The organism is Roseburia sp. 1XD42-69 (genome assembly GCF_003612565.1).
GTDB lineage: Bacteria > Bacillota > Clostridia > Lachnospirales > Lachnospiraceae > Roseburia_B.
In genome coordinates, this window is record NZ_RAZG01000025.1 from 25575 (window position 1) to 52123 (window position 26549).

Here is a 26549-nt window from a genome sequence, read left to right on the forward strand (position 1 = left end):
GAGCTACGCCGTAATGCTGTTTCCAGTATAGAGCTGGTAATATTTCCCTTTTTCCTCCAAAAGCTCCTCATGAGTCCCTTTCTCAATAATCCTCCCCTGCTCCAACACTACAATGCAGTCGCTGTTTTTTACTGTGGAAAGCCTGTGGGCAATGACAAAGGTAGTCCTGCCCTTCATAAGTTTATCCATACCGTCCTGCACAATTTTTTCTGTTCTTGTATCGATGGAAGATGTGGCCTCATCCAAAATCAGCACAGGAGGGTCTGCAACTGCCGCCCTGGCAATGGCTAAAAGCTGTCTCTGGCCCTGGCTTAAGTTGGCGCCGTCCCCGTGGAGAATGGTCTCATACCCCTGGGGCAATTGCCGGATAAATCTGTCTGCATTGGCCAGCTTTGCCGCTGCAATTACCTCCTCGTCTGTGGCATCCAATCTTCCGTAGCGAATATTTTCCATCACCGTATTGGTAAAAAGATGGGTATCCTGCAAAACCATCCCCAGAGAACGGCGCAGATCATCTTTTTTAATCTTGTTAATATTAATGCCGTCGTAACGGATTTTTCCGTCCTGGATATCATAAAAACGGTTAATCAGATTGGTGATGGTGGTTTTCCCCGCCCCGGTGGAGCCAACAAAGGCAATTTTCTGTCCCGGTTTGGCATAGAGCCTGATATCGTGAAGCACAATTTTTTCATCGATATACCCAAAATCCACACCGTTAAACACCACATCTCCCTGAAGCCTGATGTAATCGGTGGTATTGCTGTCCTTGTGGTAATGTTTCCACGCCCAAAGGCCGGTACGCTCGTTGGATTCTATAAGTTTTCCCTTTTCTTCCTTGGCATTTACCAGGGTCACATAGCCCTCATCCTTCTCCGGCTCCTCCGCAATCAAACGGTATACCCGGTCAGCTCCCGCTAAAGCCATAATAATACTGTTAAACTGCTGGCTCACCTGATTGATCGGCATATTGAAACTTCTGTTAAAGGCCAGAAAACTTGCAAGGCCCCCGATGGTAAGGCCCGTTAATCCGTTTAATGCCAAAATCCCCCCCACAATGGCGCAAATAACATAACTGATATTTCCAATCTGGGCGTTTACCGGCATTAAAATATTGGCAAATTTGTTTGCCTGGTAGGCGCTGTCAAAGAGCTCGTCGTTTAATTCCTTAAACTTTTTCTTGCTCTCCTCCTCGTGGCAGAACACTTTTACCACCTTCTGCCCCTCCATCATCTCCTCAATGTAGCCGTTGACAATTCCGATATCCTTCTGCTGCTTCATAAAATAACTGCCGCTTCTCATGGCAAGGGACTTTGTGACAAAGAGCATCAGCGCCACCATAACAAGAGTAATCACCGTAAGGGGCACGTTTAAGGCAAACATGCTGATTAATACACTTACTATGGTTATGGTGCTGGATAAAATCTGGGGAAGACTCTGGCTTATCATCTGACGCAGGGTATCAATATCATTGGTATAGGCGGACATAATGGTCCCGTGGGGATGGGTATCAAAATATTTAATCGGCAGCTTCTCCATATGATGGAACATGTCATCCCGAAGCCGTCTTAAGGTTCCCTGGCTGATATACATCATAAGCATGCTTTGGGCCAGGGCCGCCAAAACCCCGATAAAATAAAATCCCGCCACCCTTAAAATGGCAAAAAACAGATTGGAAAAATCAGGGTTATCACTGCCGATTAAAGGCAGTATATAAGAATCTATCAGGGTTTTTGTAAAAAGCGTCCCCTGTACATTGGCCAGCACACTGACAAAAATACACACTACCACCACAATACAGGCAAAAAGATATTGTTTTGCCACATAAGACAAAAGCCATTTAAAAACTTTTCCCGGATTTTCCAGTTTTGGCCTCGGCCTGCCCATGGCTCCTTTTTTCATTCCTGGTCCCGGCATGTTACATTCCCCCTTTCTCGTCAAAGTCACCGCTGCCGCCCATCTGGGACTCAAATACCTCCCGGTAAATATCATCCCCGCTAAGAAGTTCTTCATGGGTGCCAAAGCCGTGAATCATTCCGTTATCCATCACTATAATTCTGTCTGCGTTCTGGACACTGGAAATCCTCTGGGCAATAATCAGTTTCGTAGTCCCAGGAATCTCCTGTGCAAAAGCTTTCCTAATTTTTGCATCCGTTGCAGTGTCCACCGCACTGGTGCTGTCGTCTAAAATCAGCACCTTGGGCTTTTTCAAAAGTGCCCTTGCAATACAGAGCCGCTGCTTCTGCCCGCCGGAGACATTAGAGCCCCCCTGCTCAATATATGTGTTATATTTTTCCGGCATCTTCTCAATAAACTCGTCGGCACAGGCCAGACGGCAGGCCCGGATACACTCCTCCTCGCTGGCATTTTCATCCCCCCAGCGGAGATTTTCCAGTATGGTGCCGGAAAACAGCACATTTTTCTGAAGCACCACCGCAACTTCATTTCTAAGGGTCTCCAAATCGTAAGTCCGAACGTCTTTGCCCCCCACTTTTACGGTTCCCTCCGTGGTATCGTAAAGACGGCTGATCAGGTTCACAAGGCTTGTCTTGGAGCTTCCTGTTCCCCCAATAATGCCGATGGTCTCCCCGGAATCAATATGGATATTGATATGTTTCAGCACCGGGTCTCCCTCATTTTTATGGTAGTCAAAACTCACATTCTCAAAATCAATACTGCCGGACTCCACTTTATCATCCGGGCTTTTTGGATTGACCAAATCCGGCTCCTCCTCAAGGACTTCTGTGATACGCTGGGCGCTTGCCATACTGAGAGTAATCATGACAAACACCATGGAGAGCATCATCAGGCTCATCAGAATATTCATGCAGTAGGTCAAAAGGCTCATCAGCTCCCCTGTGGTAAGGCTCTCCGCCACAATCATATGGGCCCCCAGCCAGCTGATGCCAAGAATACAGCCATAGACGGTAAACTGCATCAAAGGCATGGTGAGGATTACCACAGACTCCGCTTTAATAAACATTTTATACAGATTATGGTTTGCCCCGTGGAAACGCTTAATCTCATAATCCTCCCTCACAAAGGCTTTGGCTACCCGAATTCCCGTAATATTCTCCTGGACGCTGGCGTTTAAGTCGTCATACTTGCGGAATACCTGGTCAAAGTACTTCATGCCCCTTTTGCAGATGAGAAACAGCACCAGCGCCAAAAATATCACAGCTAAAAGATAAATGCTGGCAATTTTTACGTTGATAAAAAATGCCATGGCAAGGGCACAGATCATGCTGGAAGGGGCCCTTGTGCACATGCGCAGTATCATCTGGTAGGCGTTTTGCAGATTTGTCACATCTGTTGTCATTCTGGTGACAAGCCCCGCCGTACTGTACTTGTCAATGTTGGAAAAGGAAAATCTCTGAATATTTTCATACATGGCTTCCCTTAAGTTTCTGGCAAATCCGGCGGAAGCCCTGGCTCCATATTTTCCTCCCATAATCCCTGCAAACAGTCCTATGGCAGCCACAACCACCATAATTCCACCCACTTTATAAATATGGGAAATATCACCTGCCTGCACCCCTGCGTCCACAATGGACGCCATCAAAAGTGGGATCAATGTCTCCATGAAAACCTCCAAAAGCATATAAACCGGGGTCTTAATGGAATCGCTTTTAAATTCTTTAATCTGTGCTCCAAGTGTCTTTAGCATCCTTATCATCTCCATAAAAAAATTAGCTGCCAGATGAAAAGTGTCAATTTTTACCTGGCAACTAACATTGTACTCGAATAAATTTTTTATATCAAGCAGAAATATTTTATTTAATAGATTTTTTAGATTTTCTTTATCCTATCTCACGGCGGAGGCAATTATTTCCGCCTTTCCCTCCAGCTTCACGGCGCCGAATTCCGCCGGGAGAATCAGGTGGTCTCCCTTTTTAACTTTTGTGCCGTTTAACACTGCCTCCCCTTCTGTCACACTGATATTGAGGAAAGGATGGCTCTGCTCAAATGTCATCTCCCCCTCCAAATCCAGCTTGTAATCTTCCCCCAATGTAATATCCGCATACTTTAAATCTCCAGATGCAGCAGATGTATCATCGCTTCCCTCGTCTGAGGCGTCATCACTTGCCCCGCTCTCCGTGCCTGCTGCCGCGCTCTGTTTGTCTGCGCTGCTTGTGCTGCTGTCTTTTGTGTCATCTCCGCCTCCGCAGCCTGTTGCTGCAAAGGCCATTACAGATACCATCATAAGTGCTGCTGCTCTTCTCAGTTTCATACTTTTTTCCTCCTGAATAAATTATTTGCTGTTTCTGTTAAATGCTCGTTTCATTTAACTTAATTTAATTATAACTATTAACCTCAAATTTGTATCAATCTTTCTTGCTATAAATCATATATTCTTGATGTGTTTCGTCTTTTTGTATATTTTTTACAATTATATAAGTGCAAATTGTGCATTTTATATATGGTACTTTTCGTTTTTTTCCTTTAGAATGGAAATAGAATAACTATTTAAGTTGTATTTAGCTTAATCTGAAATATTTAAAGAAAAGGAGAACAAACCTATGGGATATTTGGAAAACTACGAAAAATGGTGCAGCGATACTTACTTTGACGAGAAGACAAGGGAAGAATTAAAGGCATTAAAAGGAAATGATGCGGAAATTGAGGACAGGTTTTACCGCCAGCTTGAATTTGGAACCGGAGGATTACGTGGGGTTATCGGAGCCGGAACCAACCGCATGAATATCTACACGGTACGTCAGGCCACCCAGGGACTTGCAAACTACATCCTCTCCCAAAACGGGCAGGAGAAAGGCGTGGCAATCGCCTTTGACTCCAGAATTATGTCCCCGGAATTTGCAAAAGAAGCAGCCCTGTGTCTAAACGCCAACGGAATCAAAGCTTACTTATTTGAGAGCCTGCGCCCCACACCGGAGCTTTCCTTTGCTGTACGGCAGCTTGGATGCATTGCGGGCATCGTAATCACCGCAAGCCACAACCCCAGGGAATACAACGGTTACAAAGTTTACTGGGAGGACGGCGCCCAGATTACGCCCCCCCATGACAAAAACATTTTAGCGGAAGTGGCAAAAGTTACGGAATTTTCCATGGTAAAGACTATGGAGGAAAAAGAGGCCAGGGAGAAAGGTTTCCTTGCCGCTATCGGCCCTGAAATTGACGACTTGTATATGGAAGAATTAAAGAAACAGTCCATCCATCCGGAAGTGATAAGGGATATGGCAAAGGACATAAAAATTGTCTACACCCCCTCCACGGCACAGGCAATCTTCCGGTGCGCCGGGTGTTAAAGGAGCTGGGATTTGAAAATGTCTATGTGGTTCCCGAACAGGAAAAACCCGACGGCAATTTCCCCACGGTGGCATACCCCAATCCCGAATCCCCAAAAGCCTTTGAGCTGGCACTGAAACTGGCAAAAGAAAAAGATGCGGATATCGTTCTTGCCACTGACCCGGATGCAGACCGCCTGGGGGTTTACTGCAAGGATACAAAATCCGGGGAATATGTCACCTTTACGGGAAATATGTCCGGTATGCTCATTGCCGAATACATTTTAAGGGAGAGAACCTCCACAAATACCATGCCGGAAAATCCCGCTTTGGTTGAGACTATTGTCACAACGGACATGGCAAAAGCCATTGCAAAAGCCTACGGCGTGACCCTGATTGAAGTCCTCACCGGATTTAAGTATATCGGGGAGCAGATTAAGTGGTTTGAGGAAACAGGAAACCACAACTATGTTTTTGGTTTGGAGGAGAGCTACGGATGCCTGGCAGGAACCTACGCCAGGGACAAAGACGCCTGCGTGGCGGTTATGATGCTCTGCGAGGTGGCATCCTGGTACAAAGCAAAAAATATGACCCTGTGGGATGCTATGCTTCAAATGTATGAAAAATACGGATACTACAAAGAGGGCTTAGAGACCATGACCTTAAAGGGCAAAGACGGGGCAAAACAGATTAACAACATGATGACGAAAATGCGGGAAAATCCCCCGAAAGAGCTGGCAGGGCTTAAGGTTCTTGCGGTGAGGGATTACAAAGAAGACACACGGAAAGATTTATCCACAGGAGAAATGACAAAAACCGGGCTTCCCAGCTCCAATGTGCTTTACTACGAACTTTCCAACAATTCCTGGTGCTGTGTGCGCCCCTCAGGGACGGAACCAAAGATCAAATTCTACTTTGGGGTAGTGGGAGAAAATTTACAGGACGGCGAAGCCAAGTTAAACGCCTTAAACCGCGCTATGCTGGAGTATGCAGAAGGAGGAAAGTAAATGAATTTTACCCAGGTATTTAAGGCATCTGCCTCCGGTAAAATGGTGGCAAACTATACCATAGATCCTGAAATACTGCTTCCAAACAAATATGAATCAAGGGATACAAAAGAAAACGCCCTCCTCTCCCTGTTAGGGGGGGAGCGTGCAAAGCGAACAGCTCTTTTCCGTTTCTTTTACCCCCATGGCAGGGACATATCTGCTTTTGTACACCACAGAAGGTGCCGGCATCTTAAAAACCCCGGAAATACCTGGAGGAATTGCCCTCTCCCAAAACAGTGTTCTATTGTGGGACTGTCAAAAACCCTTTGCCCTCACCACATCCATGGTACCCTGGAACTTTTTTCTCTTTTTCCTGAAAGGGGAACAAATGGAAATCTATGTGGAAATCGGCAAAAGCAAACGGGAATACAGCCATGACTTATCCCAGTATTCCCCCCTTCACCAGCATTTCCGCTCCCTTTTGGGGATACCTGAGCGCTACTCTTTTTCCGATGCCCTTAAGATGAACCAGCTTCTCACCAATATTTTAACAGATATATCCCTCCCACTTGTGCCAAAAGAGAATACAAGAGATGCAAATATCCCCTCCTATCTCTACGAGCTTAAGGACCGCCTGGACCATCATTTTGCGGAGAGCTTTTCCTTAGCCCAGTACGAAGAACAGTTTTCCATTAACAAGTACCGCATCTGCCGGGATTTTTCCCGCTATTTCCACTCTTCCCCCCTGGCCTACTTAACCCAGGTGCGGCTGAATAAGGCAAAAGAAATGCTGCTTACCACAGATTTAAATATCTATGAAATAAGCAGCTATGTAGGATATGAGAACGTAAACCACTTTATCTCCCTGTTTCGGAAATATAACGGAACTACCCCCAACGCCTTTAAACAAAAGGCACTGGGAAACCAATCTGTCCCACACTCTCCTGAGGAATAAACTTTCCGGCTATGACACACATGCCGGAATAGTATTCCGGGTTCTCAATTTTCCGTGTGAGAATATGAACCGCCCGCCTTGCCATCCTTTTCACATTAATCTCATAGGTGGTAATCCCAATCTCCGGCATCTGCATATCCCGGAAATGGTCAAATCCAGCCACAGAGACATCCTCCGGCACCTTGTATCCTGCCTCCCGCAATTTGCGCACCATAAGGTTTGCGCTAAGATCACAGTTGCAGAAAAAAGCCGTGGGCATATTCTCTTTGGGAAGGGTGAAATACTCCTCATAGTCCACCTTTCCCGTTTTCCTTTCCCGATCCTCCAAAACCCATTCCGGGTTCAGCTCTATCCCATGTTCCATTAAGGATTTTAAATACCCGAAATACCGGTCGTCAATGCTTGCGGTGGCAAGCCTTGTCCCCACAAATCCAATCTTTCTATGTCCCATCTCAAAGAGGTAATTGGTCACGGTGTAAGCTCCCACCATATTGTTGGAAACCACAGAGTCCATCTCCCCTTCTACGTCAAAACTGTCCAGGCTCACCAAAGGCTTTTTTGAGACTGTTTTCAGATAATTCACATATTTCCGATCAAAAGAACCCATAATTACCAAACCGTCCGCCTTATTTTCAGAGAGAACCTTGGGCATGGCGCACTCTTCCTCATCCTTATAACCGATAACCTCTAACAAGGTAAAACAGCTTTTTCGCACTGCATTCCTGGAAACTTCCTGGTACAAAGACCAGTAAAAAGACTGGTTATCCGCCAAAAAGCGTTCCGCCACAATAATCCCCAGAGTGTAGCTTTTTTGCATCTTTTCGCTCTTCTCCTGGACGGTACGGACATACCCCAGCTCATCCGCTACCTTTTTTATTTTTTCCCTCATCTCATCGCTAACGCCTTTTTGCCCTGACAGTGCCTTGGAGACCGTCACCACACTGACCCCAAGGCGTCCTGCTATGTCAGCCATTTTAATCGTTTTTGCCATATACACTCCTTTTGTTCCTAAACTGCCAGAACCTCTATGAGTTTTGCCTGATAATCTCCCCAAAGGGCGGGAACCAAAAGCCCTGCATGCATCAGCACATTTCCTGTATACCGCTTTCCGTCCACCTCGTACACCGTATCCTCCGAAAGCCCTTGGAGATAAATTTTCCTGCTGTGGATATTGGGTTCGGCCATCACCTGCACAAAGGTAATCAATGCCTGCTTTTTATCCTTGGATACCACCTGATAGCAGTCGTAAATATGATTCTCCCGGTAGGAAGCCAGACGGTAATAATCTCCTGCATTTATCAGAGGATAATATTTTTTAAAGGTTTCAACCTGCCCCGGAATCTGCTCCCTGTCCTCCTCAGAGATTTTCGTAATATCCAGCTCGTAGCCAAATGTCCCTGCCATCGCCACGATTCCCCTGGTCTCAAAGGGAGTCACTCTCCCCGTAATGTGGTTGGGGCAGTCGGACACATGGGCTCCAATCACGGAAAGGGGATAGATAAGCTGGGTCCCCTCCTGAATCATCAGCCGCTCCACAGCATCCGTATCGTCGGAGCACCAAATCTGAGGGCTGTAGTAGAGCATTCCCGGGTCAAACCTGGCCCCTCCCCCGGAGCAGTTTTCCAGAAGAAGATTGGGGAACTCCCTTATCAGCCTTTCCTGAAGCTCATACAACCCCAGGACATGGCGATGGTAAACCTCCCCCTGCCTGTCCTCTGGCAGATAGGAACTTCCCGCATCCGCCAGGGGACGGTTCATATCCCATTTTACATAGCTGATGTGGGCGCTTCTCAATATGGATGCCACAGATTCATACACATACTCCAAAACCTCCGGCCTGGAAAAATCCAGTACAAGCTGTTCCCTGGCAAGTCCGGGAGCCCGGCCTGTAAACTGCAGGGCCCACTCGGGATGTTTGCAGTAAAGTTCCGAATCCGGGGAAATCATCTCCGGCTCAAACCAGATGCCAAACTCCATGCCCAGCTCCCTGACATGTTCCACCAGATTTTCCAGCCCGCCCCTTATCTTATTCTCATTTACCTGCCAGTCCCCCAGGCTGCTGTTGTCGGAATTCCTGTGTCCAAACCACCCGTCGTCCATCACCAGCATTTCAATCCCCGCCTTGGATGCCTCCTTTGCAATATCTAAAAGCTTCTCCTCGTCAAACTCAAAATAGGTGGCCTCCCAGTTATTGATAAGAACCGGCCTCTTTTTATCCTTCCAGGGACTGCGGATTAAATGGTTTCTGTACAGGTCATGGTAAGTCCTTGTCATTTTCCCAAGCCCCTCCCCGGAATACACAAGAATCACCTCCGGGGCTGTAAACTCCTTCCCCGGCTCTAATTTCCAGGTGAAATGCTCCGGATGGATGCCCATAGACGCCCGGACATTTCCAAACTGATTCGTCTGGGCCTTTCCCACAAAATTCCCGGAGTACACAAAGTGAAAACCGTAAACCTCCCCGTTTGTCTGGGTGCAGCCCTTCGTGGTCAGGGCAAAAAAGGGATGTTCCTGATGCCCGGACTCTCCCCGCAGGGATTCAATATAGGTTCCTGCATGTCCCACAGGAACCGTCTCCATATTCCGCTCCCTTGCCCAGGAACCGAAAAGGGATAAAAATTCAAAATCCTTATCCTCCATATCCACACTGGCGGACAAAACTTTTTTCAGGTAAAGGGGCTCGCTTCCCTCGTTCACCAGCCTAACGCTTCTTGCAATGGCGTCCGTATCCGAAAAAGCCGTATAGCTTAAAATCACTTTCAATCCCAGGACGTCATCTCTCATGGTAATCTCCGCCGTGTCGCAATTATCCCCCCAGGTAGCGGGAAGCCCCTTAAGTTCCTTTTTCCCGGAAAAAATCTCATGGCTTACATAGGACAATTCCGCTCCCTCCTGCCCATTGCAGGAAACCACAAGGGCACTCTCCCTGTAATCCCCCAGCCCTCCGCAGGGATATTCCATGGGGAAACTGTCAAAAAAAGTCACTTTTTCCCTGAGGTTTTCAGAGGGAACAAATGGATTTTCCTCTGTGCGCATCAGATAAGAAAGATTTGTGTCATTCAATTTTTTCCCATAGTATACATGGCCCAGATAATTGTTGTCTGCAATTCCCATCACATAACTGCTGTCCGGAGTATCCAATTTAATAATTTTTGTTGTTTCATCAAATGTAATCAAAGCTTCTCCTTTCGATTCCCTGTTTTCTTTATAAAAATAAAGATTATAAGAATCTTACAATTTCCCACTAAATTTTAGGTTAATTATAGTATTATTTAGCTAAAAAGTCAACGGGTTTAATCCTGTTATCTTGGCAAATTGCAGCCAAAATATTTGCTGCAACCTCTTTCTAATCTTGAAAAGGAATGCAAACTATGATAAAATTAGGAAAATGTTTATAAAATTGAAAAGCCTTTTTGCGTATTTGGGCAAAAGTCCTGCAGATGAAAGAACCGTGAATAACAAATACAAAAGGAATACATATTATGAATGAAAAATTGCAGTATATTATTGATAATCTTGATTTAATAAGGCAGCTATATAACAAGGAAATGATTATCTCTGTTTTGGATAAAGATCACATTGTGCAAGGTTTTTCCCTGCCGGAAGGAATACCCCCGCAGATGGAGGTTGGTTCCGTATTTGAAGATCCAAGCGGGGTTTTTGATGAAGTTATTGCCAAAGGAATTACAAAACACAATTATCTTCCCAAAGAGGTTATGGGTTTTCCTATCGAAGGAAATTTAGTTCCTGTTAAAGATGACGGACAGGTGATAGGCTGTGTCATATGCTCGTATTCCGTGGAGGGCAAAGAAAAGGTAAAGGATATTGCCGAAAAGTTTCAGACTTCAATACAGGAAATTGACAGTTCCATCCAGAATGTCATTAACGGAATTGAAGTTTTATTTCATATGCTGACGGATATGAATAAAATGACTTCTGAAGTAGAACAGGATGTCAATGAAGCAGCAGGTGTTGTAAATAAAATCAGCAATAATGCGTCGCATTCCAATATACTTGCGCTGAATGCATCGATTGAGGCAGCACGGAGCGGAGAAGCCGGAAAAGGATTTTCTGTTGTCGCTACAGAGATGGGGAAACTTGCAAAGGACAGCGGCAGCTCCGCAGCCGAGATAAAGGCAACTCTGTCCGCCATTGTCAATCATCTGGAATCCATCATGAATTCCATTACAGAAGCAAATGATATGGCAAAAAGCTATATGGACAATATAAGTTCCATCAAAACCGTGCTGGAACAGACAATTTCCATTGCAGGTGAACTGCAGAATGATGTAATCCTGTAATCCGCTGACAACAGGTCAATGTTTTTTATTCATTTTTTCCCTACAAACTGAATCATCTTCTCCCGGATATCCTCCATCCTCTGTTCTGCCTTTGGATTTTTATAAGCAACCCTGTCCACCAGGCGGTTGATATAGTCATGCTCCCTCACATAGGCAAAACTCTGGGGAAGATTTAAATCAAACATATAACCGATATAGGAAACCCACATGTCCAAATGGGTTTCCCTTTTAGAATTTAACAGGGGCCTCCCATCCATAAATGTCTCATAAGCATAATCCGAAACTTCTTCCGCCTCCAATTCCTCCATGGTCACATCCAGCATAGTTTCCATGCTCTCAATGAGCTTCGTGTGAAAATTGTCCAGTTTATCCCCATCCCTTATAATTTTTGTAAAGAGAAGTTCCTCATCCTTAAGGTTTTCGTCCACCAAAAATACCCCGTGATTCTTAATGCTCTCATAAATAATGGCATCATACTCCTTGGTTTCAATAAAATCCCTCAAATGCCTCTGGTCAAACAATACCATCAGGCTGCACTTTGCATGGGGTATCACAGAATCGTCAAAACTGTTTGTAAGCCTAAGCTGCTCAAATCTTCCGATATCATGCAAAAGCCCGATAAGCTCTGCCAGCTTTCTTTTTTCCTCCGGCAGATCCATCCCCTTTGCCAAAATGCCGCATATCTCCATAACCCGGTAAGTATGGGTGATTTTCAGATTAATTTTCGGGTCGTTTTCGTCATAAGCTGAAATATAGTTTTTAAACTGCCCAAGGGCATGTTCCAAATTTATTTTTGAATCCATTTTGTGTCCTTTCTAATGTATGATCCAATATCCTTTTCTGTCAGATCCTGCACGGCTAATCCTGCCTTTTTCCCGCAATTCCTTTATAATACGGCTGATTTTCCTGGTGCTGAATCCGGCTCATCCCGGAACCAAGCTGTTCTACTTACCCTGCATCTTTAAATGCACGTATTAACTCCCGTTTTCTTGGCATACTTCTGGAGCTAAAAAATTATCCCCTTTAACATCTCCTACTATATTAATATATGAATTAATTTTTGTCTAGTATACCTTTGATTCCATATCCATTTTTCTGTCCCTTTTGTATCTTTTTCAAAAAGACTTGACATTTATATCGTCTCCTGATATACTCTTAATACGATATATCGCTAATCGATATATCGGAATCTAATATATGTCAGACAGAATTCTGAAAAATCAAAGGGAGGAAACTATGAGCGACAAACCTGCATTAACGGAAGCAGTGTATTACATTCTATTGTCCCTGTGCTCCCCCAGACACGGATACGGCATTATGCAAAAGGCAGAACAAATATCTGAAGGCCGTGTGCGCCTGGCTGCCGGGACTTTATACGGCGCTTTAAACAATCTGTGTGCAAAAGGGTGGATTAAAGCCCTGCCAGGGGAGACAGGAAGCCGGAAAAAAGAATATCAAATCACTGCGTCCGGAAAAGAAGTGCTTGCCGCAGAACTAAACCGCCTGCGGCAGTTGGTAAAAAACGGAGAAGAAATTTTAGGAGGGAAAGAAAATGAATGAAAAGAAAACCATACATAGATGGTGGTGGGCATGGAACTTTGACAAAGAAGAACAGTGGTTAAATGAAATGGCCATGGAGGGCTGGGCTTTGTATGATAGAGGTTTCTGCGTCTACCACTTTGAAAAAACTGAGCCGGGGGAATACATGATCCGCCTGGAAATGCACAAGCCTGACTATGCATATGAAGCATTTATGGAAGAAACAGGCGCCCAGCATGTGGCCGCCAGGTTCAATGGGCATATTTCCGAAAAAAAGCAAGCCAGGGCAGTTTTGACATTTTTTCCGATATTGACTCCCGCATCAGCCACCTGGATAAAATCATAAAGCTTTTCCTTTTTCTAATTCTGTTAAATTTTTTTATGGGGATCATAAATATTCTAATTGGCATCACAAACCATGCGCCCATAAACAATATAGTGGGCATTCTCAACCTGCTGGCAGCATACCCGTTTCTATACGGCATGGGGAGAGTTCATGGAAAAAAAGACTTTCTGGAAAAAGAACGTTTCCTTCACGAATAGCATGTAAAAAGCAGCGGTTCCGCCCAAAACCAGGCGGCCGCCGCTTTATATCTTATCCTATTTTGTCTCTAAATCAAATCCAAAATAACGCACTGCATTATTATAGGAAATTCCTTTTACAATTTTCTCCAATGCCTTGTAATCCGCCGGGTACTCTCCGTTTTCTACCCATCCGCCGATTAATTCGCAGACAATCCTTCTAAAATACTCATGCCTTGTATAAGATAAGAAACTTCTGGAATCTGTGAGCATACCAATAAAATTGCCCAAAAGCCCCAGATTCGCCAGGCTTGTCATCTGTGCCGTCATTCCCGCTTTGTGGTCATTAAACCACCAGGCGCTGCCCTGCTGGATTTTACCAATGGTGGAGACATCCTGAAAACATCCCAGGATTGTCCCGATGGATGCGTCGTCATTGGGATTTAAGGAGTAAAGAATCGTCCTGGGCATTTCGTCTGTGGCATTTAAAGCATTTAAGAAATCTGCCATCTGGGCGCTTGGGGCGTAATTATTGATACAGTCATATCCCGTGTCAGGCCCAAGCTGGTCAAAACGGAACCGGTTATTGTCCCGCTTGCATCCATAGTGGAGCTGCATCGCCCAGTTTCTCTTGTGGTATTCTTTTCCCATAGCAAGCATAAATGCCGTTTTAAATTTCAATTCCTCTTCCTTAGAAATCTCGTTTCCTGCCAGTCTCTTTGCAAAAATTGCCTCAATCTCTTGCTCTGAAGCAGGGGCATACATCACATATTCCAATGCGTGGTCAGACACACTGCACCCCATGGAAGCAAAGAAATCCAGGCGGTTTCTAAGGGCTTCCAATAAGTTCACAAAAGAATTAATTTTTATGCCGCTGACGTCACTTAATTTCTCCAGGTAAGAGAGATAATCGGGTTTTTCCAGATTCATAGCCTTATCCGGCCTCCATGCAGGGAGAACCTGCACTTCAAAAGTTTTATCCTCCGCAATTACTTTGTGCCATTCCAAACTGTCTATCGGGTCGTCTGTAGTACAAATTAAAGTGACATTTGATTTTCTGATAATATTTCGCACTGACATAGAATCATCTTTTAACTTTTCGTTACAAAGGTTCCACACCTCTTCCGCCGTCTCTCCGTTTAAATATCCCTTGTATCCAAAATATCTCTGCAGCTCTAAGTGGCTCCAGTGGTAAAGAGGATTTCCAATAGCCTTCTCTAAAGTCTCAGCCCATTTCTGGAATTTTTCACGGTCCGGGGCATCTCCTGTAATATAGCGCTCTTCCACCCCATTAGAACGCATCTGGCGCCATTTGTAGTGGTCTCCCCCCAGCCACACCTGGGTAATATTCTCAAACTTCCTGTCCTCCGCTATCTCTTTGGGATTAATATGGCAGTGATAATCCAAAACCGGCATCTGCTCTGCATACTCATGAAATAACTTCTGCGCACATTCCGTTGAAAGAATAAAATCTTTATCCATAAATTGTTTCATGTTAAAACCCTCCTAAAAAATTGATTGATGTTGTTCCCCTGACAGCTAAATCTGCCGAAATCATTGTGCGGGCAGGCACCCGGCCGTGATGAAATACTTTCATTAATACGTTTACCACATTCATACAGGAATATTCCAGTTTGTTGTCCACAGAGGTAAGCTCCGGTTCACAACAGAGTCCCAGCTTAGAATTGTTGTATCCCACCACCTCTAAATCTCCGGGAATTTGAATCCCCAGGGATTTTGCATATTTCACTGCCCCAATGGCCAGCTCATCGTCTGCCGTCACAATCACTTCTTCCCGTATTCCCTGTTTTGCCCGGCCAATCAAAAGGTCTCGTATCTCGTCGATTGTCCCGTCCTGAATAATAATCTGATTTTTCCGGCACTTTAAGCCCATCTCCTCATATGCCTGCAGAAAACCGCTGCGCTTTCTTACCCCGCTGTAGGAAAGGCTCCTGCCCAGAAAAAGTATATCCCTCTTCCCTGCATTTAAATATGTCTTTGTCACACGGTACAGGGCATCCGCGTCGTCACATAGGGCACAGTAGACATTTTCCGCCTCCAGGTATCCATTTAAAACCACCACAGGAATTTTTTCCGCCGCCTCTGCAATATACCGGTTCTTTTCCCTGGTCTGCTCCACAAAATTAGAGCCGGCAAGAATCACTGCATCCACACGCTTGGACAAAAGAAGCTCCATATATTTTTTCCTGTTCTCCCACTCATATCCGGTACAGCAGAGAAGCACATCATAATCATAATTCCGCAGCTCCTGTTCCAGATAATAAATAGCAGTAGCCAGATAACTGTCGGAGGAATCTGCACACATTATTCCCACCGTCTGCATGGTATTTAACCCCAGTCCCCTTGCAAATACATTGGGGGTATACCCCATTTCCTCCATAACTTTTAAAACTTTCTGCCTGGTGGCCTCACTGACTTTTGCGTTGCCGTTTAGCACTCTTGAAACGGTGGCAATGGACACCCCAGCCTGCCTTGACACGTCATAAATATTCATAGTCCGGTTATCCTTTACACAATGTAAACGCTTACACTTTTCTTTCCAGGTCATTATACAATACATTTTGTGCAAATTCAATGGTTTTTCCAATTTTTATTAAGATAGCCATTGACTATTTTAAAGATTTGTCGTATTGTATGTGTAAGCGCTTACACTCTTTTTCAATGTCACCCGCCAATTATTATGGAAAGGAAAATAAATTCTATGCAGGATTATATTAAAATTCATCCCCAGGACTGTGTGGCTGTAGCCTTAAAGCCCTTACCTTCCAACACTGTGGTTTCCATAGAAGGGGAGGAGCTTCTCTTAACTGAAGACATACCCCAGGGGCACAAATTTGCCTTAAAGGATATTGCTGCCGGGGAATCCATCTTAAAATATGGCAGTCCCATTGGCATTGCCAAAGAAAATATCAAACAGGGAAGCTGGGTACACACCCATAACATTAAAACCGGACTGGGAGATCTTTTGACTTATTCCTATAAAAAAAGGGATACCTGCCTTAAGCCCACGGAGGATGTGACATTTTGGGGGTACAGGAGGGAGGACGGCTCCGTGGGAGTCCGCAATGAAATTTGGATTATCCCCACCGTGGGTTGTGTCAACAACGTAGCCTCTTCCATCGAGAAACAGGCCAGGAAATTTGTTTCCGGCACAGTGGAGGAAATCGTGGCGTTTCCCCATCCCTACGGCTGTTCCCAGATGGGGGAAGACCAGGAAAACACAAGACGGATTCTTGCAGATTTGGTTAAACATCCCAACGCTGGAGGAGTTCTTGTCCTGGGCCTTGGATGTGAAAACAGCAACATTGATAAACTAAAAAAATACATTGGAACATATGATGCAAACCGTGTCCGATTCCTGGTGGCACAGGAGTGTGAGGATGAAATTGCAGAGGCTCTTGCCATCCTGGAGGATTTAAGCCGCTATGTAGGCCGTTTCCACCGGGAACCCATAAGCTGCAGCGAACTGGTTATCGGCATGAAATGCGGAGGCTCCGACGGGCTCTCCGGCATCACCGCAAATCCCACCGTAGGAGGATTTTCTGATTTGCTGATTTCCAAGGGCGGAACCACCATTTTAACGGAAGTGCCCGAAATGTTCGGTGCGGAGACACTTCTTATGAACCGCTGCGAAAACGAAGAATTGTTCCATGAAACAGTGGATTTAATCAATAACTTTAAAAATTATTTTACATCCCACAACCAGACGATATATGAAAATCCCTCCCCGGGAAACAAAAAGGGAGGCATTTCAACTTTAGAAGATAAATCCCTGGGATGCACGCAGAAATCCGGCAGCGCCCCGGTAAGAGGCGTGTTAAAATACGGCGAGCGGGTCTGTGAAAAGGGACAAAAGGGCTTAAACCTTTTAAGCGCCCCGGGAAACGATTTAGTTGCATCCACTGCCCTGGCTGCCTCCGGCGCCCATATCGTACTCTTTACCACGGGACGGGGAACTCCTTTTGCCTCCCCGGTGCCCACAATAAAAATTTCCACCAATTCCGCTTTAAACGATAAAAAGTTTAACTGGATTGACTTTAACTGCGGAACTGTTGTGGACGGAACTTCCCTGGAAGACTTAAAACAGTACCTTTTTGACTTTGTGATTTCCGTCGCATCGGGGAAAAAAGTCAAAGCGGAAAACGCAGGTTTCCACGATATGGCTATTTTTAAACAGGGGGTCACTTTATAAATAAGTTTGCAATGCAAAGGAAAGGATTTTTACTATGAAAAAATTATGTTATGAAACACTAAAGGAAATGAACTATGAGGGTTATCTTTTGGAAAACGCCCCGGAACGGGTACTTCAGTTTGGAGAGGGGAATTTCCTTCGGGCATTTGTAGACTACTTTATTGACATGATGAACGAAAAGGCAGGATTTCATTCCAAAGTCGTTCTCTGCCAGCCAATCGCACCGGGACTTGCAGATATGATAAATGAGCAGGAGGGCCTTTATACCTTATATCTTCGGGGATTTGAAAAGGGGCAGAAAGTGAATGACAAGAGAATTATATCCTGTGTCAGCAGATGCTTAAATCCCTACTCCCAGTTCCAGGAACTTTTGGACTGTGCAAAAAATCCCGACTTAAGATTTATCGCCTGCAACACCACAGAGGCCGGCATCGCCTACGACCCGGCGTGCAAATTGACAGATGCCCCGGCAGAAACCTACCCCGGCAAATTGACACAGTTTATGTATGAGCGCTTTCAAGTTTTTGGAAAGGAGGCGGGCAAAGGATTTGTCATCCTCTCCTGCGAGCTTATTGACAACAACGGAAAAGAGCTGGAAAAATGCGTTTTACAGTACGCCAAATTATGGAACCTGGAGGATGATTTTATCCGTTGGATAAAGGAGGAAAACATTTTCTGCTCCACCTTAGTGGACCGAATTGTCACAGGATATCCCAGAAACGAGGCGGAGGAAATCTGCAGAGAAAACGGTTATCTGGACAATATCATCGACACAGGAGAAGTCTTTGGTTTCTGGGTTATCGAGGGGCCGGAATCCTTAAAAGAAGAACTTCCTTTTGAAAAAGCGGGGCTTCCCGTGTTAATTACAGACGACCACAAACCCTACAAACAGAGAAAAGTCCGGATTTTAAACGGCGCTCATACTTCTATGGTTTTAGGCGCATACTTAGCAGGGGAAGACATCGTTAGAAACTGTATGGAGGATGAGGTAATCCAGGGATTTATGAATAAGACCATCTATGACGAGATTATCCCCACCCTCACCCTGCCAAAAGATGAGCTGGAGGGATTTGCAGCCTCCGTCACAGAGCGTTTCAAAAATCCTTTTATCGACCATTCCCTTTTGGCTATCTCCTTAAACTCCACCTCCAAGTGGAAAGCAAGGGTAATGCCAAGCTTTAAAGGCTATGTGGACAAATTCGGGAAACTTCCGCCCTGTATTACCGCCTCCTTTGCTTTCTATATCGCTTTCTACAAAGGAAAGAAAATGGGGGAAGACGGCATGATAGGGCAGCGGAAAGGCAATGAATACACCATCAAAGACGATGCCTCTATTTTAGAGTTTTATCTTGCCCACAAAGATGACGACAACAAAACCTTGGCACATGCCGTCTGCTCCAACACAGATTTCTGGGGGGAGGATTTATCCCTTGCCGCTGGATTTGAAGAGGAAGTTGCCAAATATCTTGACATGATTGATGAAAAAGGCACCTATGAAGTAATGAAAAGCTGTTTATAGGAGGAAGGCAAATGCAAAGCATTTATTTGAATGCCTTCCGACGACTTGGAGCCATAAGGAATCTCCCCGTAAACGGGTTCCCCCTTATGGCAAAAGCCGCCGAACTAAGGCGAGGGGGCGTTACCACATATAAGGAGGTCTAACTGATGGACAATACTTGCGCTTACTGTATGGAAGGGGAATTAGTGGCTGAATTTGGCATAAAAATATGTGAACTTCCCGCTTCTAAAGTGTATCTTTTCAAAGAACAAAGCCATCCCGGCCGGCTGATTGTAGCCAGCAAGCACCATGTCAGCGAGATGGTGGACTTAAGCGAAGCGGACAGAATTGCATTTTTGCAGGATGTAAACCATATGGCGGAGGTGATACACAAAACCTTCTCCCCCGCCAAAGTCAATTACGGCGCCTACGGAGACAAAGGATGCCACCTCCACTTCCATCTGGTTCCAAAATACACCGGTGCATTTGAGTGGGGAGGCACATTTGCCATGAATCCCGACAAAAATTATTTGTCAGAAAAAGAATACGAAGAAATGATTTCTAAGATAAAGGCAAATCTGTAAAAAAAGAAACAGCCGAAGCTGTTTCTTTTAGGAGAAGGTATTTTTACTATGGGGTATAGCAAAAACTATATATAATGTATTGGGGGTTTTACAAGAATTATAATAGCATAGGGAATGGTATTGTACTATTGGCCGGATACACAAATGTATTGTTTTATCTGGCCATTTTTTTGTCAGTTTAACAGTTCCAGCCTTAATTTTTTAAAATTGTGATAAAAAAATTTCTTTTGTTGGTCAAATTTACCAAAAGAGATTCCAGCTTAAAAAGGGGACAGCTTTATAAGCCATCCCCCTATTTTACATGAAATGGACTAGACGGGAATCGAACCCGTGTCCAAAAACCAATCCCCTGTCCTTCTACGAGTGTAGTCTCTCCTTTTACATTCCCTCCGCCGCCCGGGGAGAGACACCCTGACGGTTTTAGTAGCTTCATGATACGCCCATTGGCTCAAAGCTTTGCCAATGTCGTTTCCTACATAGTCGAAGCCTGGGTCCTAATGTGTAGGTGCACTAGGTCAGACTGCTGCCATTAGGCAGCGTAAGCTAAATTATCTTCAGCGTTTAATTTTAATTTTGGCATTTCACGCATCCCATGCGACTCGCTTCTCCAGCTTCAAGATCCCTGTCGAAACCTTTACTAGCCCTTATATAAAACCCTTTTCTGTTCATTTTCAGAAAAAGATTTCTTTGCTCTAATATTATACCTAAAATATCTCTATAGGTCAAGATTTTTTACCTTGAAATCCCGCTCTGCCTCGCGCTTTGCATCTTTCTTTGCAATATCTTTGCGCTTGTCATACAGCTTCTTTCCCTTGGCCAGGGCAATCTGAACTTTCACTAGGCTTCCCTTAAAATATACCTCCACAGGCACTAGGGTATACCCTTTTTCCGCAATCTTCTGCTGCAGTTTTAAAATTTCATTTTTGTGAAGCAAAAGTTTTTTGGGCCGGAGAGGGTCCCTGTTAAATATATTCCCCTTCTCATAAGGGGATATGTGCATACCATAGATATACACTTCCCCGTTTTCAATGCGGATAAAAGACTCCTTTACGCTGCACTTGCCCATGCGCAGGGATTTCACTTCTGTTCCGTGTAAACCGATTCCTGCCTCAAAGAGTTCCTCTAAAAAATAGTCGTGCCTTGCCTTTTTATTATTGGCAATCAGTTTCCTTGTGTCTTTTCCCATACAAACCTCCCTAATCAAAAAAGACTAAGCCAGTACAAAATTTATGGTGCGCAGAAGTTTATCCGTGGATTCCACCTTTATGCTGACTTTCTGCCCCAGTTTATAATGCTTATTTTTTGCCTCTCCCACCAACTCATAAGAAGATTCATAATAGACATAATAGTCGTCATCTAGGGAGGTGATATGAACAAGCCCCTCAATGGTGTTGGGCAATTCCACATACATCCCCCAGGCCGTGACCCCGGAAATCACACCTTCAAAAATTTCCCCAATATGCCCTTCCATATACTCTACTTTTTTCATCTTCTCTGTCTCGCGCTCCGCCTCGTCTGCCCGCCTTTCCATCTCACTGGAATGTTTTGCTACCTCCGGCAGAATCTTTTCATAGTGGGACAACCGTTTATCACCCATTTTCCCCCGCAGGCTCTCTTTGATAATCCTGTGGATTTGCAAATCAGGATAGCGCCGGATAGGGGAGGTGAAATGGCAGTAATAGGAGGTTGCCAACCCGAAATGCCCTATACTCATGGTAGTATATTTTGCCTGTTTCATAGACCGCAGGGTGAGGCGGCTGATTAACGGTTCCTCCGGGGAACCCTCAATTTTTCCCAGGAGTTTCTGCAGTTCCTTGGGGTGGACTTCCTCCTGCCCCACATGCATGGAATACCCGAAATTATTGATAAACGCAGCTAATTTCCGAATTTTCTCCTGATCCGGAGTATCATGGCTGCGGAACACAAAGGGAATCTGCTGCCAGAAAAAATCCTCCGCCACTGTCTCATTGGCAATGAGCATAAAATCCTCGATTATTTTTGTGGCCACATTCCGCTCATAGGGCTTGATTTCCTGGGGATGTCCGTTTTTATCCAAAATAATTTTCGTCTCAGGGAAATCAAAATCCACAGAGCCACGTTTCATTCTTTTTTTCCGGAGAATTGCCGCAAGCTCCTCCATCATCTGAAACATGGGTACGAAATCCTCATACTCTTTTAATAACGCCTCATCCTTGTCCACAAGAATTTTCTTTACATTTGTGTAGGACATACGGCGGTCTACCTGCACCACCGTCTCACTGATTTTGTGGTCAATCACCCTGCCCTTTTCGTCTATGGTCATAATGCAGCTTAGGGCCAGGCGGTTTTCCCCCTGGTTTAAGGAACAGATACCGTTGGAAAGGGCATGGGGGAGCATAGGAATCACCCGGTCCACAAGGTATACGCTGGTGCCCCGCTTCAATGCCTCCACATCTAACGCACTGTGCTCCTGTACATAATTTGTCACATCTGCGATATGGACGCCCAGGATATACACATCCCCCTCCTTTGTCAGGGTGATGGCGTCATCTAAATCTTTTGCATCCTCCCCATCTATCGTGACCATCTGCCAGTCCCGGATATCCATGCGCCCTGCCATGTCCGCCTGGGTCACCTCTTTTGCCACCCGCTCTGCCTGGTTCAGCACTTTCTGTGGAAATTCCATGGGAAGATCGTAAGCCCGCACCAGGGACAAAATATCTGTTCCCGGATCATTGATATGGCCTATAATCTCCACCACTTTTCCCTCCGGTTTTTTATCTCTGCTGCCGTAATCAGTAATTTCCACCACGACTTTATGACCACTTACAGCTCCCTTGGAACGCTCCACGGGCACAAAAATATCGCTGCCGATTTTAGGGTCGTCGGGCACTACAAAGCCAAAGTTTTTGCTGGGCTCATATGTTCCTACAACCTTTGTCAGCCCCCTTTTTAAAATTTTCTCAACTTTTCCCTCTCTCCGCTTTCCTCCGGATGCCGGAAACAGACTAATTGTCACCTCGTCCAAGTGAAGGGCGCCGCCGGTATCCTCGGGAGAGATAAATATATCCTCTTCCTCCCCCTCCACCGTAACAAATCCAAAACCCTTCTGATTTGCGGTAAATGTGCCGGAGAGATATTTTTTCTCCGCCTTCACATATTTTCCCTTTTTGGAAATCTCTATTTTACCCTCCGAAACAAGAATTTCCAAAACCTCCCGCAAAGATTCCCGCTCCTCCTTGGGAACAGAGAGTATCATAGCTATCTCTTTTGCCTTCATAGGCACATACAGCTCATCACAGATAAAGTCATATATGGTTTTTTTCCGCTTTTCCAATTGTTCCTTATTCATAAATGCTCCTTTTCAACATGTTCTGCACCAGGACTGCCAAAACATGAAAAGAGACTGCCGCAATCCCACGACAGTCTCTTATGTTCCTAAAATATATTGGTATTCAACACGGCTGCAATCACCAGAAACAAAATCACCATAAGTCTGGTGCCCTTTACCAAAATACCTTCCATAGAACGTCCCTTATTTTTGCCCCAATATGTGTCCGCCGCACCTGCAATGGCCCCAAGTCCTGCAGATTTTCCCTCCTGAAGCAAAACAATCACTGTCAATGCCAAAGATAATACTATAAAAACTACCGTTAAAATCGTCTTAACAACTGCCACGAATCTTCCCTCCTGCTAAACACTATTTTACCACACTTTACTAAGAATATCACATATTACAGTATTTTTCAACCATTAATTTTCCAGCCACTTATTCAGCGCATTCATAAGCTGGGAAAAATCCAGTGGTTTTGCAATGTGCTGGTTCATCCCCGCATTCATGGCAGTCTGTACATCCTCCGCAAAGGCATTGGCTGTCATAGCGATAATGGGAATCTTTTTCAGGTCTTTTCTGTCTGTGGCACGGATTGCCCTGGCTGCCTCATATCCATTCATCACAGGCATCTGGACGTCCATGAATACAAGGTCGTAATACCCAGGTTCGATATCAATCAAAGTGTTCACCGCCTGGCTTCCATCCCATACATGGTCTACCATAAGCCCTGTGTTCTCTAAAATTTCCTGTGCAATCTCCGCATTAATCTCATTGTCCTCCACCAAGAGCACACGCCTTCCGGTAAAATCCTGCCGGCTTTCCTGCTCCTGCTCCTTTTCCCCGGAGATTTCCTCTCCCACAAGACTGCGGAAGAGATACAGCAATCTGGACTTAAACAAGGGCTTGCTGATAAATGCATCCACCCCTGCCGCCCTGGCCTCCATCTCGATTTCTGTCCAGTCATAGGCGGAGAGAATAATAATCGTAACATCATCCCCCACCAGCCTTCGGATTTCCTTTGCCGTGGCAGCACTGTTCATTCCAGACATCTGCAATCCCAGAATCACAGCAAAATATTGGGTGCCAGACTCCATGGACGTTCTGACTTTTTCTACCGCTTCCTCACCGGTCAGCGCCCACTCACCGCTCATCCCAAGTTCCTTTAACATCTGACAGGCGCTCTCGCAGGCATCTTTCTCGTCATCCGCCACAAGAACCGGGAGATTTAAAAACTGTTCATAATTCACTTCCGACACTTCCTGAAGCTTTAAGTAAATGGTCACAATAAATTTTGACCCCTTGCCAAGCTCACTCTCCACTTTTACATCCCCGCCCATCATGCGGATAATGTTCAGAGTGATAGCCAATCCCAGACCTGTCCCCTGCACCTTATTGTGGCTGGATTCATCTGCCCTGGAAAAAGGCTCAAAAATATGCTCCAAAAATCCCGGCGACATGCCGATTCCGTTGTCCTCAAAGACAAACTCATAGCAGCCTACCTTGGGCTGATTCGTAACTTTTTCTGATATGGTAAGAGAAATCTTTCCATGTTCCGGGGTATATTTCACCGCATTCCCCATGATATTTACAAATGCCTGCTGAATATGGAGTCTATCCCCAACCACGTCCTCGTGTTCCACATTCTGGATAGCCACTTTCAGCTCATGCCCCTTGGCATCCAGCTGGGGACGCACCATAACCAAAAGATTGTCAATGAGCTCCGGAAGATTAATCTCCTCCTCCGTAAGTTCCATTTTTCCAGATTCAATCTTGCTCATATCCAGAACTTCATTAATCAATGTCAAAAGATGTTTGCTGGAACTTGTCACCTTCGCCAGGCAATCCGCCACCCGTTCTTTGTCGTCCAGATGAGTTGCCGCAATGGCCGTCATTCCGATAATGGCATTCATGGGAGTTCTGATATCATGGCTCATGTGGGAAAGGAAATCAGATTTCGCCTGATTTGCCCGGTTAGCGGCCTCATAGGCGTCTTTTAAAGCCTGCTTAGACTTTTGTTCCATCATTCTCTCTTCCGTGATATCCACGGCACTTACAAAAGCAAGAACGTGGCCGTTTTCGCTGTTCTCTGATAAAAGTGCGGTAATCCTGGTATATTTGTCCTCAGAAGGATTACTGTATTCCAATTCCAATCTGGACTCACCCTGCCGGAAACGTGAAATGACTTCCTCACAGTTTAACGTATCTGCCACGTTGGCATGTAAAAACTGCGGGGACATGACACGTATCCACTCCTGAATCATCAAATCAAATCTTGCGGGCACTGAAAGTTCCAGTTTGCGCAAAAGATTAAATCCCTGTTTTGTGATAAATTCCCGCCGAATAATCCCCTCCGTCACATCAAAGGAGAAAGAAAACTCACAGTTTGCCATCAGGGCATCCCTGTACTGCTTCCTTTCCTGGGATAAAAGATCCGTCAATGCGGATTGTTCCGTAATGTCCAAAAGGGAACTTAAGATAAAACGTGTGCCGTCGTCAAACTCCAGCAGTTTTGTGTGAGCCTGAATCTTATAAATCTCCCCGTCCTTCATACGGGTACGGAACACGTAGGTAACACCGTCTCCTGATTCCTTGAGAAGCCGGATAACAGACTGGATTTCCCCAAAATCTTCCTCCACCACCTTATCTCTTGTCAGGTGATGAAATACTCCCTCCACAGACTCCTGCTCAATCCCGAAAAGCCTTTTGGCCTCCTCATTCATCATCAAAACCGTATGGTCCGGGATGCTGTAAGCCAGCACGCCGGAATTTAAAGAACCCACCATCTGTGCCAGCATATCCAGGGTATTTTTAATCTTCATGTTTCCTTTTTCCACCTCTGTCACATCCTGGAGCAGGCTGTAATAGAGATAATATCCGTGAGGGTCAAGAACCTTCATCCCACTGTCCAAAATCCATTTCAGAGTTCCGTCTTTCGCCCTAACACGGTATTTAACGGCATAGGTATCTCCCACTTTGAAATCCTTGCGTTTGTACGTCACAAGAAGATGCCTGTCAGGGGTATAACAGTTATCCATAGTGTTTCCCCTGGAAACTTCCATATATTCATCCACCGTATAACCCTGAATGGCAGCTGCTGACTCGCTCACATATTTAATAGAAAGCTTTTCATCATCCTGGCTGATTTTGATTCCCCCTGTAACCCCATGGAGCACTGTCTCCAACAAAAGTTTCAATTCCGCATTCTTGTCTATATGCTGTCTGAAGATCTTACGCTCCCTCTCGATTTCTCTTTGTACCCTCTCTTCTAAGTGTTTTTCTCCCTGCATCTCTTCCCTCACCTTTGTTCAATTATGCCTTTATATTATAAACTGATAAGGAGTGAAATACAAGGGAGAATCTTCAAGAAAATCCCTCTTTAAAGTCTGACATTT

Annotated in this window: 18 protein-coding genes, 1 other RNA gene and 2 pseudogenes; 8 read left to right on the plus strand and 13 right to left on the minus strand. The window is 45.1% G+C overall.

The features are described from left to right. Positions 1-3 precede the first annotated feature (3 nt). The 3 genes from D7Y06_RS13095 to D7Y06_RS13105 all read right to left on the minus strand — a co-directional run bounded on the left by D7Y06_RS13095 (position 4) and on the right by D7Y06_RS13105 (position 4228). The gene (locus D7Y06_RS13095; RefSeq protein WP_120408240.1) at positions 4-1914 is read right to left on the minus strand and encodes an ABC transporter ATP-binding protein; all 1911 of its coding nucleotides are present in this window, start codon (positions 1912-1914) and stop codon (positions 4-6) included. 1 nt (position 1915) lies between these two features. Beyond that, the gene (locus tag D7Y06_RS13100) at positions 1916-3664 is read right to left on the minus strand and encodes an ABC transporter ATP-binding protein (protein ID WP_120408241.1); all 1749 of its coding nucleotides are present in this window, start codon (positions 3662-3664) and stop codon (positions 1916-1918) included. 138 nt (positions 3665-3802) lie between these two features. Beyond that, a complete protein-coding gene (locus D7Y06_RS13105; protein WP_120408242.1) occupies positions 3803-4228 on the minus strand; it encodes a hypothetical protein in 426 nt (141 codons plus the stop codon). Positions 4229-4517: 289 nt separating this feature from the next. Between D7Y06_RS13105 and D7Y06_RS28260 the strand changes: the two are divergent. Further along, a pseudogene (locus tag D7Y06_RS28260) lies at positions 4518-6250 on the plus strand (phospho-sugar mutase). A gap of 145 nt (positions 6251-6395) precedes the next feature. Further along, positions 6396-7187 carry a helix-turn-helix domain-containing protein gene (locus tag D7Y06_RS13115; protein WP_120408243.1) on the plus strand — a complete coding sequence of 264 codons (792 nt, stop codon included), beginning with the start codon at positions 6396-6398 and terminating at the stop codon, positions 7185-7187. Here the strand turns inward: D7Y06_RS13115 and D7Y06_RS13120 are convergent. After that, positions 7135-8178 carry a substrate-binding domain-containing protein gene (locus tag D7Y06_RS13120; RefSeq protein WP_120408244.1) on the minus strand — a complete coding sequence of 348 codons (1044 nt, stop codon included), beginning with the start codon at positions 8176-8178 and terminating at the stop codon, positions 7135-7137. The genes D7Y06_RS13115 and D7Y06_RS13120 overlap by 53 nt on opposite strands. Before the next feature lie 17 nt (positions 8179-8195). Then, complete coding sequence (locus tag D7Y06_RS13125; protein WP_243119316.1) at positions 8196-10364, minus strand: alpha-galactosidase; 2169 nt, start codon at positions 10362-10364, stop codon at positions 8196-8198. 305 nt (positions 10365-10669) lie between these two features. Here D7Y06_RS13125 and D7Y06_RS27810 point away from each other — a divergent pair, with 305 nt between their 5' ends. Then, entirely contained in the window at positions 10670-11488 is an 819-nt protein-coding gene (locus D7Y06_RS27810; protein WP_120408245.1) for a methyl-accepting chemotaxis protein, read from the plus strand. A 29-nt stretch (positions 11489-11517) separates the two neighbouring features. Here the strand turns inward: D7Y06_RS27810 and D7Y06_RS13135 are convergent, their stop codons facing one another. Next, on the minus strand, positions 11518-12291 hold the full coding sequence (locus D7Y06_RS13135) for an HD domain-containing protein (protein ID WP_120408246.1): 774 nt from the start codon (positions 12289-12291) through the stop codon (positions 11518-11520). Between the two features lie 433 nt (positions 12292-12724). Here D7Y06_RS13135 and D7Y06_RS13145 point away from each other — a divergent pair, with 433 nt between their 5' ends. Further along, complete coding sequence (locus D7Y06_RS13145) at positions 12725-13048, plus strand: PadR family transcriptional regulator (protein ID WP_120408247.1); 324 nt, start codon at positions 12725-12727, stop codon at positions 13046-13048. A gap of 73 nt (positions 13049-13121) precedes the next feature. After that, positions 13122-13570, plus strand: a pseudogene (locus tag D7Y06_RS28585) (DUF2812 domain-containing protein). A 57-nt stretch (positions 13571-13627) separates the two neighbouring features. Here the strand turns inward: D7Y06_RS28585 and uxaC are convergent. Together uxaC and D7Y06_RS13160 are read right to left on the minus strand one after the other, a co-directional pair. Continuing rightward, entirely contained in the window at positions 13628-15043 is a 1416-nt protein-coding gene (uxaC, locus tag D7Y06_RS13155) for a glucuronate isomerase (RefSeq protein WP_120408248.1), read from the minus strand. 1 nt (position 15044) lies between these two features. Further along, positions 15045-16064 carry a LacI family DNA-binding transcriptional regulator gene (locus D7Y06_RS13160; protein ID WP_120408249.1) on the minus strand — a complete coding sequence of 340 codons (1020 nt, stop codon included), beginning with the start codon at positions 16062-16064 and terminating at the stop codon, positions 15045-15047. Positions 16065-16271: 207 nt separating this feature from the next. Here D7Y06_RS13160 and D7Y06_RS13165 point away from each other — a divergent pair, with 207 nt between their 5' ends. The 3 genes from D7Y06_RS13165 (at position 16272) to D7Y06_RS13175 (ending at position 19844) form a co-directional block, all read left to right on the plus strand. Then, a complete protein-coding gene (locus D7Y06_RS13165; RefSeq protein ID WP_120408250.1) occupies positions 16272-17762 on the plus strand; it encodes a UxaA family hydrolase in 1491 nt (496 codons plus the stop codon). 34 nt (positions 17763-17796) lie between these two features. Further along, positions 17797-19281: a tagaturonate reductase gene (locus D7Y06_RS13170; protein WP_120408251.1), complete on the plus strand. Its 1485-nt coding sequence runs from the start codon at positions 17797-17799 to the stop codon at positions 19279-19281. 146 nt (positions 19282-19427) lie between these two features. Further along, on the plus strand, positions 19428-19844 hold the full coding sequence (locus tag D7Y06_RS13175) for an HIT family protein (RefSeq protein ID WP_120408252.1): 417 nt from the start codon (positions 19428-19430) through the stop codon (positions 19842-19844). A 304-nt stretch (positions 19845-20148) separates the two neighbouring features. Here the strand turns inward: D7Y06_RS13175 and ssrA are convergent. The 5 genes from ssrA to D7Y06_RS13200 form a co-directional block, all read right to left on the minus strand. Further along, positions 20149-20488: a transfer-messenger RNA gene (gene ssrA / locus D7Y06_RS13180) on the minus strand. 71 nt (positions 20489-20559) lie between these two features. Then, positions 20560-21030, minus strand: coding sequence for an SsrA-binding protein SmpB (gene smpB, locus D7Y06_RS13185; RefSeq protein WP_120408253.1), 471 nt, complete (start codon positions 21028-21030; stop codon positions 20560-20562). A 24-nt stretch (positions 21031-21054) separates the two neighbouring features. Beyond that, entirely contained in the window at positions 21055-23175 is a 2121-nt protein-coding gene (rnr, locus tag D7Y06_RS13190) for a ribonuclease R (RefSeq protein ID WP_120408254.1), read from the minus strand. A gap of 86 nt (positions 23176-23261) precedes the next feature. Next, the gene (gene secG / locus D7Y06_RS13195) at positions 23262-23501 is read right to left on the minus strand and encodes a preprotein translocase subunit SecG (RefSeq protein WP_120408255.1); all 240 of its coding nucleotides are present in this window, start codon (positions 23499-23501) and stop codon (positions 23262-23264) included. Positions 23502-23576: 75 nt separating this feature from the next. Beyond that, the gene (locus D7Y06_RS13200) at positions 23577-26444 is read right to left on the minus strand and encodes a PAS domain-containing hybrid sensor histidine kinase/response regulator (RefSeq protein WP_120408256.1); all 2868 of its coding nucleotides are present in this window, start codon (positions 26442-26444) and stop codon (positions 23577-23579) included. Positions 26445-26549 lie beyond the last annotated feature (105 nt).